Origin of the sequence: Bernardetia sp. MNP-M8, from assembly GCF_037126285.1 — a bacterium.
Lineage (GTDB): Bacteria > Bacteroidota > Bacteroidia > Cytophagales > Bernardetiaceae > Bernardetia.
This window is the reverse complement of record NZ_CP147012.1, coordinates 513,206-525,069: the sequence shown is the minus strand read 5'-3', so window position 1 is coordinate 525,069 and position 11,864 is coordinate 513,206. Positions and strand designations below refer to the sequence as shown.

Annotated in this window: 10 protein-coding genes; 6 read left to right on the top strand and 4 right to left on the bottom strand. The window is 32.3% G+C overall.

Features of this window, described 5'->3' with window-relative positions; genetic code table 11:
• Nucleotides 1–51 precede the first annotated feature (51 nt).
• The gene (locus V9L04_RS02275) at nucleotides 52–3,420 is read right to left on the bottom strand and encodes an AAA domain-containing protein (protein WP_338792444.1); all 3,369 of its coding nucleotides are present in this window, start codon (nucleotides 3,418–3,420) and stop codon (nucleotides 52–54) included.
• Between the two features lie 138 nt (nucleotides 3,421–3,558).
• Complete coding sequence (locus V9L04_RS02270) at nucleotides 3,559–4,011, bottom strand: hypothetical protein (RefSeq protein ID WP_338792443.1); 453 nt, start codon at nucleotides 4,009–4,011, stop codon at nucleotides 3,559–3,561.
• Between the two features lie 121 nt (nucleotides 4,012–4,132).
• Between V9L04_RS02270 and V9L04_RS02265 the strand changes: the two genes are divergently transcribed.
• Nucleotides 4,133–4,594, top strand: coding sequence for a DUF4440 domain-containing protein (locus V9L04_RS02265; RefSeq protein WP_338792442.1), 462 nt, complete (start codon nucleotides 4,133–4,135; stop codon nucleotides 4,592–4,594).
• Between the two features lie 165 nt (nucleotides 4,595–4,759).
• Nucleotides 4,760–5,272 carry a DUF5362 family protein gene (locus tag V9L04_RS02260; RefSeq protein ID WP_338792441.1) on the top strand — a complete coding sequence of 171 codons (513 nt, stop codon included), beginning with the start codon at nucleotides 4,760–4,762 and terminating at the stop codon, nucleotides 5,270–5,272.
• Nucleotides 5,273–5,359: 87 nt separating this feature from the next.
• Here V9L04_RS02260 and tgt read toward each other — a convergent pair whose 3' ends face one another.
• Nucleotides 5,360–6,490: a tRNA guanosine(34) transglycosylase Tgt gene (gene tgt / locus V9L04_RS02255; RefSeq protein WP_338792440.1), complete on the bottom strand. Its 1,131-nt coding sequence runs from the start codon at nucleotides 6,488–6,490 to the stop codon at nucleotides 5,360–5,362.
• Between the two features lie 337 nt (nucleotides 6,491–6,827).
• Between tgt and V9L04_RS02250 the strand changes: the two genes are divergently transcribed.
• From V9L04_RS02250 to V9L04_RS02240, 3 genes are all read left to right on the top strand, one after another.
• Nucleotides 6,828–7,646, top strand: a complete 819-nt coding sequence (locus tag V9L04_RS02250; RefSeq protein WP_338792439.1) for a TonB family protein — start codon at nucleotides 6,828–6,830, stop codon at nucleotides 7,644–7,646.
• A gap of 303 nt (nucleotides 7,647–7,949) precedes the next feature.
• Nucleotides 7,950–8,600: an energy transducer TonB gene (locus tag V9L04_RS02245; protein WP_338792438.1), complete on the top strand. Its 651-nt coding sequence runs from the start codon at nucleotides 7,950–7,952 to the stop codon at nucleotides 8,598–8,600.
• Nucleotides 8,601–8,704: 104 nt separating this feature from the next.
• Nucleotides 8,705–9,541, top strand: coding sequence for an energy transducer TonB (locus V9L04_RS02240; protein ID WP_338792437.1), 837 nt, complete (start codon nucleotides 8,705–8,707; stop codon nucleotides 9,539–9,541).
• An 11-nt stretch (nucleotides 9,542–9,552) separates the two neighbouring features.
• Here V9L04_RS02240 and V9L04_RS02235 read toward each other — a convergent pair whose 3' ends face one another.
• Complete coding sequence (locus V9L04_RS02235; RefSeq protein ID WP_338792436.1) at nucleotides 9,553–10,467, bottom strand: universal stress protein; 915 nt, start codon at nucleotides 10,465–10,467, stop codon at nucleotides 9,553–9,555.
• A gap of 356 nt (nucleotides 10,468–10,823) precedes the next feature.
• On the opposite strand from V9L04_RS02235, the gene ruvB reads away from it, so the two are divergent.
• Complete coding sequence (gene ruvB, locus V9L04_RS02230; RefSeq protein WP_338792435.1) at nucleotides 10,824–11,852, top strand: Holliday junction branch migration DNA helicase RuvB; 1,029 nt, start codon at nucleotides 10,824–10,826, stop codon at nucleotides 11,850–11,852.
• The last annotated feature ends 12 nt before the right edge of the window (nucleotides 11,853–11,864 follow it).

Genomic DNA, 11,864 nt, shown 5'->3' with positions numbered 1-11,864 from the left:
TATAAAGATTCTTTTTGTTGTAAAATAGTGAATTTTTTATTAAAATAATGTCTAAATTATAACCTTCTCCTTCTCCACCCACTCCAAAAACTTCCCATAAAACTTCCCAGTCTTCAAAACTGCTGGGTTGCCTAATAAAATCAACTGTTCTTTGGCACGACTAAGAGCAACATTTAGTTTTTTATCGACGGTTTGTTTTGCATTCAATGATTCCAAAAAGCGCATTTGTGCAGCGTGATTGGTTGCCATTGATAAAATAATGATTTTTCGCTCACTTCCTTGATAGCGTTCTACGGTATCTACCGTAATTACTTTTCTTAGATTTTCATCTAATCGTTGATAAATTTGTGCAATTTGCGCTCTATATGGCGTAATTACTCCGACAGTTTCTTCATCAAAATCATCTCCGAAAATTCTATGAATACTGCGTAAAAGCTCTACTACTCTGTCGGCTTCGTCGCTATGAAATTTTGTTCCTTTTTCGGATTTGGTAGGAATAAATAAAACTCGTTTTTGAGCTAAGAATTTTTCTAATTCGTCTTCCGAATTTGAGTTATAATATGCCATTTTCTCAAACTGCCTTTCACTTCCTGCTTTCAACGTTTTATAAAATTCTGTACTGATAAATTCGGCTATATCTTGATGCGTTCGGTACTGTGTCGAAAGCATAGCTACACATTTATTCCAATTTCTTTTTTCGGCATTTTCTACCAAACGCTCAAAAACAGACTGACTCAAATCTTCAATTCCAATTTCGTGCAATAACGGACTTTTTGCTTTACAGAGTTTTGAAGGCTGCGTAACAACGGCAGGAAGTTGTTTTTCATCGCCAATCAAAATAAAACGCTTAAATTTTGGCAAAATTCCACACAAATGAGGCTCTAAAAGTTGAGAAGCTTCATCAACGATAAGTGTGTCAAAAGTTAGTTTTCCTCCATTTGGGTCATCTCTATTCAGAATACGAAGATTAGAATAAAAGGAAGAAACCGTCGAAACAAAAACTCTTGAAGTATGAATTTTGGCTTTTAGTTCATCCAAACTTTTTGAGGCTTTTAGACTATTTGGATAGAAAACGCTGTCTTCTTTTACATTTCCCAAACGAACAAAATCATCTCCACAAACGAGTTTTACTTTTTGACAAATTTCGTCTGTTGCTCGGTTGGTAAAAGCTAAAAGAACAACAATTTGATCGGTTTCATTATAGAGATAATCGACCATATTTTTGAGCATTGCCGAAGTTTTTCCAGTTCCGGGAGGACCTTGTAAGAGGAAATAATCTTTTGCAGAAAGCGCACGATTAAAGATTTCGTTTTGCTCTTCACTTAACCCTTTTTTAATATAATCAATTTTGAAATTCTCATCAAAACGAGGTTCTTGTTGTCCGTAAATAATTCCTTTTTTATGAGTAGAAGCACCCAAAAAATCAGCTAATGAGGCACTAAGGTCATTAAAAGTACGCTCCATCAAATTTGGTTCGATGCCCCATTTTGGATAGGATTCGAAAAATATTTGATTTATATGTTTACTCCAAATTTTGACAGTTACTTTTTCGGACGAAATTTCTTCAATATTTCCCTTCAAAATCTGATAGCGAAGTGGCGAGTGTGCCTTTCCTTCCTGCTCTTCTTCTATTGGATAAACAACAATAATATCACCTGTTCGGAAAGAAGTAATAGATTGATTTTCTGGACGTTTTAGAGTTAGTAAAGTTTCTTTTTTGTCCCATTCTTCAAAAGTTAATTCATTGAGAAGTGAAAAATTATCGCTTTTTTCAGTTTGTGTATTTCGCCAAAGACTTGCAAAACCTTGTACTGGTTCTGTTCCTGCCATTCCTCCTACCTTTGCAAACATCGCTTCACGCATCACAAGCGCAATAAATTCGATAAAATAAGCTCTATCCAACTGACTTGCTTTTTGCCATTTATCATTAAAATCTTTTGCTTTATCCATATCAAAAAAAGCAGGATTCGACATTTCGACAGATTTCAATAAATTATCAAAAACTTTTACACTTCCATTTGCAATCCACATATCCATTGCCACAATTCGATTACGAATTTCCATAGCCGTTTGTTTATCAAAATCAAGACTTCCACAATCTCGCAAACCGTTTTGAGAATCACTAGAATATAAAAGCGCACTAATTCCTGTTCGTTTTTCGAAAGTGCTATCAATCAAAAGATTATAACAAGCCACTTGTATCAAATCGTTTTTCCAACCGTTCGAAATTTGCATTTCAGGAGCTTTTGAGCTTTTTAATTCTATAATATCTTTTCGTTCTTTTAGTTCAGGTTCATTGTGTTCGACGAGCAAATCTATACGACCTTGCAAACCATATTTGCTAGAAATAAAAGTCGGTTCTGTCGTTAGTAAATTCTCAAAATAGGGACTGACATGTTTTTGAACTACAAAAAAATGTTCTTTTAGCTGTCGGCTAATTTCTTTTAATTTTTCTTTATCAATAAAAGCTGCATCAATGCTATTTTCTATAAAAGCATCTTTATAGGCTTCTTGAAAGGTAATTTCTGGATTTTCTACTAATTTATCTAAAAGTTCGTTGATTACTTTTCCTCTAAATGTTCCTTCATTTCCTGCAAAAAATTCTAGTTTAGAAAGAAGATACAAATAAGGTGTTTGCCCTTTAAAAGTTTTACATTTTGCAATGGCAGAAGCATCAACCAAATAATCTGGATTGAGAATAATGAGTGATTTATCTGTACTGACAAACTGATTTTCTCCTACCAATTCCAAATTTGTAACGCTGACAGGCTGATAGGGCATCAAACGAGGAATTTCTCTACTCAAATTATGCTGATGAAAAATAGTATTTTTCTTTGAATAATAATGAACATCAGCAACCGAAATGCTAATCATTCCATGTTCTTCTGTGAAAAGTTGGAAAGAAGCTGTTCCACGTCCTTTATCATCATAAATAATTTCTGTGTCTTTGTCTTGAACTGTTCCGAAAATTCTACCCACTTTTTGCTCTGCTTCTTCTTTAAAAGCTAGACTAATTAGTTCTTCATTTTCATACTTTTCTTTTAATAATTTGGGGGCATCTTCTGTTGCAAAAATCTGAACCAAACGAGTAAGTAGCGACAAAGCCGTCAGAAATTGAACCTCTGAAGGATTAAAAAAAACTTGCAAACTGTTCTTTCTCAAAAGTCTTCGTAGTCCTTGCAATTCACTTTCCCATTCACTTCCCAATCCATACGCTTGACACACAAAATGCAATTTTGCATACCAACCTGTAAAAATTTGCTGCTCTCTATCTTCTGTCAGATTATTCAAAAGACTCAAAAAAGCAACATACAAACGCTGCAAACGCTGTTTTGGAGTTTCTTCGCCTTTTGTAGATAAATGTTGAAGTTGGTCGTAATAGTATTGCGTTTCTAGTGCGTTGAGAATGGTTTTTCGCATAATGTTTTCCTGTAGTTCGGACATCCCTGTCTGAACAAAATGACTATAAGTTTTTTAAAACAACAGACTGGAAGTCTGTTATACAATTAGTATCGAAGTTACTCTATTTTTTAGATTTTTGCAAAAAATTTGAGCAAATTAGAAAGATACAATCAAACCAAACTTTGCATGTTGTGATAATAAATCTAAAAATTCGTTTTTACTACAAGATAGACTTCCTAGCTTGACATTGATTGTGATTACACCTTTTTCTGAAAGATAGTTATCATCTGCTCCTATTAAAGGCTTTATGTTTAAAATTAACCCAAAACAAATCCTAAGTAAAGTATGAATTTTGTCCAGTATTTTGTAACGGTTCTTTACTGATAATTTGAGTTCTAAGTGTTTTAATTCTTGTGAATCTTTACCCTCAAAATCTCTCCATTCTCCATTGTTTTTTTCTAAATAAGGATTTGGACAAACAAATTCAACATTGTTCCATTCAATAAATATTTTCTTTTTGATTCCCAAAAGCGATATAGATACACCTCTGCTATCATAGTATGCTTTTCCCCAGTTTGTATTATGGTATGCTTCATTCAGTATGTTCATTTTGTTTACATTTATTTTCTATATTCAGCTTTCGTATCTTAGCATCGTATTTATCAATTATTCTGATAAAACTATAACTACATAATTCACTAATTTACATCAAAAATCACAGATTTTAATTATGAAAAGAATAACCATCGCAATTATATTTTTCTTGTCTGCTATTTATTCAGTTCAAGCACAAAACATAAAACAAGAAGAAGAAACAGCTTTAAAACAGCTCATACAAAATGTTTTTGATGATGTTTGGGGAGAATTAGATTCTACTAAAATAGAAAAATATCATACTGATGATTTTTTGCTTTTAGAACACGGTGAAATATGGACAAATGATACCATAAAAAGCTATATTGCTAAGGCTCGTACAGCCGAAAAACTACCCAAAAGAACGAATAGTTTTGAGTTTATCAGATTTGTAAAATCTAAAAATTCAATTTGGTTTGCCTATCAAAACTATGCAACTCTTAGTATAGATGGTAAAAAAATAATGGATTTACAATGGTTGGAAAGTGCTGTAGCCATAAAAACCAAACAAGGGTGGAAATTACAAATGCTACACTCTACACGAGTTGCTAGAGATTAAAAAACATGAGAGTTATTGCAGCATTTATAGGTTTTCTTTCAAATTACCTAAGGTTCTTCACTACAGTATAGTTTGCAATACATAATTCAAAAGTGAGCTTTTTTGTGTAGTTTAGTTGTTTAACAAAATAAGACAGAATTATTTATCATCAAATTACTCACAACTATGAATCACAATCTTACTTTTTCTGCACAAGCTCAAACGATGCTTAAATCAGCTTCTTCTTGGGCAAAATTTTTAGCTGTTTTAGGTTTTATAAATGTCTTTTTTGTTTTTACAGTAGCTATTGGACTTATGTCTTTTGGTACTTTTTTACCTTATCTTGGTTTACTTTTACAAAACCCAAATCTCCCAACCGACCAGATGAATCAAGCAGGTTTTGATATTTCTAGCCTCAGTACAGGAGCTTATAGTTATTTACCTTTGGTAATGGGAATTATTTATATTCTCATAGGAATTATCTATCTATTTCCTATCACACATCTATTTCGTTTTGGCTCAAATGCTAGTGCTGCTATCCGTACAGGAAATGAAATTAGTTTAGAAAAATCAATGTCTCACCTCAAATCCCACTACAAATTTTTGGGAATGTTTATCATTGTTACTTTTGTAGTGTATATTATTTTAGCTGTTGTAGGAGTGATTGGAGGAATGTTTTTTGGTTCGCAAATGATGTAAATTAAATAGGTTTTGTTGTTACTTAAAAAAGCACAAGACTATATCCTCTTGTGCTTTTTTAAGATAATTTTAAAGAACATCATCAAATTACAACCTCTGCATCAAAACCTCTACTTGTTCTTTTTTCCAACTTGCAAAATCGCCAGCCAAAATATGTTTTCTGGCTTCTCCTACCAAATGAAGATAAAAAGCCAAATTATGAGTAGAGGCGATATACGCACCCAAAAGTTCATTGGCTTTATTCAAATGTCTTAAATATGATTTTGAATATGTGTTACTGACATAACAATCAAAACCATCATCCAAAACGCTAAAATCTTTTTCCCACTTCTTATTTTTGATATTAATAATCCCTTTTGTAGTAAAAAGCATTCCGTTTCTTGCATTTCGGGTAGGCATTACACAATCAAACATATCCACACCAAGCGCAATTCCTTCCAAAATATTAGCTGGAGTTCCTACACCCATCAAATAACGAGGTTTGTCTTTTGGTAAAATATCACAAACAAGCTCAGTAAATTCATACATTTTTTCGGCTGGCTCACCTACAGAAAGTCCACCAATGGCATTTCCATCTCGGTTTTGCTCGGCTACAAATTCGGCAGAAGCTCTACGCAAATCTTTATAGGTACTTCCTTGCACAATAGGAAAAAGTGTTTGTTTGTATCCATATTTTCCTTCTGTCGAATCAAAACGATTGATACAACGTGTCAGCCAACGATGTGTCATTTCCATTGATTTTTTGGCATACTCATAATCGGAAGGATAAGGAGGACACTCATCAAAAGCCATAATAATATCTGCACCAATGCTGCGCTGAATATCCATTACATATTCTGGTGTAAAGTTGAGTTTTGAGCCATCTATATGCGAACTAAAAACTACGCCTTCTTCTTTTATTTTACGAATCTGTCCTAATGAATAAACCTGATAACCACCACTATCTGTCAAAATAGGTCTGTCCCAGTTCATAAATTTATGCAAACCACCTGCTGCTTCCAAAACTTCTGTATTTGGTCTCAGATATAAATGATAGGTATTTCCTAAAATAATTTGAGCCTTTACTTGGTCTTTTAATGCTTCTGGTGGAACACCTTTTACAGTTCCTAATGTGCCAACAGGCATAAAAATAGGTGTTTGGATTTGTCCGTGTGCTGTTGTGATTGTTCCTGCTCGTGCAGATGTAGCTGCGTCGGTAGTATGGAGTTCGAATTTCATTGAATCTAGCTTATATAAGTCTGATAGAAAAGTCTTTTTGTTTTTTAGTCGTGCAAGTTCGGTAAAAATCAAGTTTGTATCAAATTCTATTTTATCTAAATGATAAAACTACTTTTTTGAGTTAGAAATAAATTTCTCAAATTTTTTTCAAAAAGTCTGTTACTTTTCTGTTTCTTTTGGATTGTAAAGGTAGAAAGGCACTTAAAAATAGATTTCCTTTAGAAAATTTGAAAAAAATATTGACTTTTTTATAAAAAAACTCTTTTCAAATTAGGAACTTTATAATAGTCTTTTTACTTTTGATTTACTGTTTTTCACTTCAAAACTAAAAAAATATATGTTAGGTTTAATACTTATAGGAGGATTACTTGCCATCTCAATTGGTTTAATCTTTCTTTTTAAAGGCGTTTTAGATAGTAACGGCAAAAAAATATTAGCAGGCGAAATAAAGCAGCCTGAAGTAGGTATCCTTCGTAAATTTTACGATGTAGATGCTAATTATTATTCAGGACTTTTCTTTAGTATCGGTCTTGTAATAAGTGTAGGAATGATGCTTGTGGCTTTCACTTGGAAATTTGAAGACACAGAAGATTTAGCTGAATATGTTGCTCCTGTTGCTGAAACAGAAGAAATCATTGATGTTCCTCTTACAAACATTCCACCACCACCACCACCAAAAGTACAGGTAGTAACTCCAGAGGAGATTGTGGAAGTAGAAAACGATATTGAACTTGATGAAAACATCGAAATCAAAATCGAAGATGTAGAAATTGAAATTGATAATATCGTAACTGATGTAACAGCTATTGAAGCTCCTCGTCAAGAAGAAGAAGTAGAACAAGTATTTACTATTGTTGAGCAAAGTGCTGTCTATCCAGGTGGAATGGATGCTTTTTACAAATATGTATCAAAAGAATTGAACTACCCAAAACAAGCAAAACGTATGGGTATTCAAGGGAGAGTATTTGTTCAGTTCGTTGTAGATAAAACGGGTAAACTTACAGATGTAAAAACTGTAAAAGGTATCGGTGGAGGCTGTGATGAAGAAGCCGAACGTGTACTTAGAGAATCTGTTAGATGGGCTCCAGCCAAACAGCGTGGTAAAACTGTAAAAGTTCGTATGAATATTCCTATCGTTTTCAAATTGGATAATTAAAAATAAAACTAGGTAAAATAAAATTTACTTAGAAAGTGAAAACAGATACAAAAATAAATTAAAACCTATTCATTCATTTGAATAGGTTTTTTTGTGTTTAATAAATAAAAATTGTTACTTTTTGATGTTTTTTGAATTGTAATAGAATATATAAAAAGTAGTTTTATAGATACAACTGTCAGACACTTTAAAGTGTCAGTACAGTTAAAAAGTAAATTGTCTGACAACCTGAAGGTATTCTGACAAATATATTTTCTAAATCTAATGTTCAAATAGTATAACTATATTCAAAATTATATCACAATGACCACCAATTCAATTAATTTTCTCAAACCTGCTTTAGCAATTTTACTTTTTTCAAATTCTATTTTACTTTTCTATATCTTTAAACAAGAGCAAAATCAGAATAAACAAAACTCTGAATTAAAAAATCTAAATGCGAAATTAGATTTATATATTAAAAATGATTCTGAAAATCAAAGTAAAAAAGCACCTTGTTTACAAGTTGTTATAGAAAATGAAAAAACAAAAAAGTTAGAGCCTGTTTTGATAAATTATATAGAGGAAATTTTTATAGACAATATTGTTACAGATGTTACAGCTATTTCTGATCCTTGTCAAGAGGAAGAGGGGATTGGTTGTATAATTTTTTATATGAAGGAAGCTGAACCAGAAAAAGGAATACAATCTTTTTATGACTATATAAGTAAAAATATAAAATATCCTATAAGAGCAAGAGAAAAAAATATAGAAGGAAAGGTGATGGTAAGTTTTGTAGTTGATAAAAATGGAGAAATTACAGATGTAAAAGCAAAGAATGATATTGGTGGAGGTTGTAAAGAAGAAGCTGAGCGAATAATCAGAAATTCTTCTAAATGGAATCCTGCCAAGCAGCGTGGGAAAAGCGTAAAAACAAGATTAACAATTCCAATTGTTTTTAAACTGGAAAAATAGTAAAATAATGAATTTTTAATGTTACTTTTTTAAAATTAATTGATTGTATAAAGTAAGAAATTATAATAACTAAAATTATTTTTTTTATTTAAATATATACAATTATGCAACTACTTATTTCTCTTAGTGCTATTTTATGTTTTTCTGTTTTGGCTGGTGTGTCTTTTCTTCGATTGTGGCTAAATTATCAACAAAGCAATGTTTTGAAATACGATTCAGCTTACAAAAATGAAAAAAACAATATAGATAAAATTCCCAAAAGTTTTTATGCAACTTCTATTCATAATTATTCAAAAATGCTTTTTGGGTTTGGTCTGATGGTTAGTTCTGCTTTGGTTTTGTTTGCTTTTACTTGGCAGAGCGAAGAGCAGCAAAATCTGATAAGTTATGAAAAACCAATTATGGAAGATGAGATATTTGATTTACCTCCTATTACAGATGTTCTACCACCTCCACCTCCAAAGATTCAACCTATCAATCCAACTGAAATAGTAGAAGTAGATAAAGTTGATTTTGATCAAAATCCTATTGAAATTAATATTGAAGATCCTCAAATTGATATTAGTGAAATAGTAACGGATGTATCAAATATTGACCAAAATAACTTTCAGACTGAAAAGGTAGATGAAATATTTTACATCGTAGAAGACCCTGCTATTTTTGAGGGAGGAATGGATGCTTTTTATAAATATGTTGCCAAAAGTCTAAATTATCCCAAACAAGCAAGAAGACAAGGAATAGAAGGCAAGATATTTCTTCAGTTTGTTATAGATAAAGATGGAAGCATAACTGATATAAAAGTAGCTAAAGGCTTAGGTTTTGGACTAGATGAAGAAGCAAAACGAGTTTTGAGTGAATGTCCCAACTGGAAACCTGCTCGTCAGCGTGGCAAAATTGTAAAAGTACGTATGTCTATTCCAATTATGTTTAAATTGGATTAATCAAAACAAATTTATTTAGGTTGTCTATAAATCATTATTGGCATTCCATTATCAAGAGCCATTTTCCGAATACTTTCTTTACTACCAAATAGTTTCTTAAAAAATGTTTTTTCAGCTTTTAGCATCACAAGCATATCAGGCTGATGATTAGATAGATAGCTTTCAAGTCCATTGGTTACACTCTTCGAATCACGAATTACTTTAAAGCTGAGTTTGCTAAACAAAACAACATCAAACTCAGCTTGTAGTTCTTGCATTTTTTCGTTCTCTTCTCGTAATTTTTTTCCATCTGTACAGACATGCAAACAATCTAGTTTTGCATCAAAATTACTGGTTAGTTCTATCAAATCACGAATTCTTTTTGCATCATTTCCGTCAAAGTTGGCAGCATACACAACATATTGTAGTGGCTGATAAATAGCATCTTCTGGAATAGTCAAGATAGGACAATTTGCTTCCCTGACTACTTTATTATTTAAAAATAAATCCTTAATTTCATTACTATCTTTATGCGACAAAACTATCATGGCAATAGCATTATCTTGCATAATTCTTTCTGTTGCATCATCTGGGTGTCCCTCCATGACTAAAGGCTCTATCATAACAGGCTGTCCTGTTCCATTGTAGGTATGATTTGCATATTGAGTAAGTAAAACTCGCATTTCCATGTGTGCTTTATCATGTTTTTCTTTAACTTCTCTTTTGTGTAAAGTCATATTTGCTCCTGCTGGGACAGTAGAAGTAACAAAATGACACATAATAACTACCTTATGAGAGGCTTGTGCAATTCCAACAGCATGTGCTAATGAAATATCGGTAGCTGGCGTAAAATTAATGGGAACGAGGATATGCTCCATATTTTTTTTAGGAATTAGGATAGTGTTTTGTGTGTGTTGTTCTTTTTGAAGAGATTCGGATAAAACCATACTTTTTTCAAAATAATAATTTCTTTGTTTTTCTCAAAATGAAATAGAAAAATTCTTATTTTATTTGTCAATATCAAAAAATAAAATTGGTGAGGGGGATACTAACAAATTTCAGAACAGAATAAGTTTTTTAATGAAAAATACAATTTTTTTCTAAAAAAATCAAATTGCTGTATAATAATAAAACCAGCATCTACTATTTATTGGAAATGAAAAATAATTAGTAAAGTTTTTAGAACTGAAAAATAAATGGAAATTGCTAATTTTTTTGGTAAATTTGGATAACAAAAGTAAAACAGACTTCCTAGTCTGTCGTTGAATAAATGAAATAGAAGACTGTAATACTATAAAAAACTATGCGTCAAGATTACATAGACCCAAACATAAAGCCTGAAAATACTACAACGGAAGCTGACATCGAACGTGCTTTGCGTCCTTTGTCGTTTCAAGATTTTACAGGACAGGAGAAAATATTAGAAAATTTACAAGTTTTTGTAAAAGCTGCCACTAATAGAGGTGAACCATTAGACCATGTACTTTTACATGGTCCTCCTGGTTTGGGAAAAACTACGCTTTCGCATATCATTTCGAACGAACTAAATGCAAATATAAAAACAACTTCGGGACCTGTTTTAGACAAACCAAGTGATTTAGCAGGACTTTTGACCAATCTAAAAGCTGGTGATGTTCTTTTTATTGATGAAATTCATCGTCTTAATCCTGTGGTTGAGGAATATTTGTATTCGGCTATGGAAGATTATCGTATCGATATTATGTTGGATACAGGACCTAATGCTCGTTCGGTTCAGATAAAATTAAAGCCTTTTACGCTCATTGGGGCGACTACTCGCTCTGGACTTCTTACCTCGCCATTACGTGCTAGATTTGGAATTAATCTGCGTTTAGAATATTATGATGCCGAGCTTTTGACAACTATTATTCAGCGTTCGGCAGCTATTTTGAATACTCCAATTGAAAAAGAAGCAGCTTTTGAGATTGCAAGAAGAAGTAGAGGAACACCTCGTATTTCGAATAATCTTTTGCGTAGAACACGAGATTTTGCACAAGTAAAAGGCGACGGAACGATTGATTTCAAAATTGCTCAAATTTCCCTTAAAGCCTTAGAAGTAGATGAAAATGGATTGGATGAAATGGATAACAGAATTTTATTAACGATTATTGATAAATTTGGAGGAGGACCTGTTGGTCTGACAACTATTGCGACAGCATGTGCCGAAGAAGCCGAAACCATAGAAGAAGTATATGAGCCTTTTTTGATAAAAGAAGGGTTTTTGAAGCGTACACCACGAGGGCGAGAAGTTACTTCACTTGCGTATCGTCATTTTGATATGTTGCCTCCACACGAACAGGCTAGATTATTTTAAAGAAATTATAAT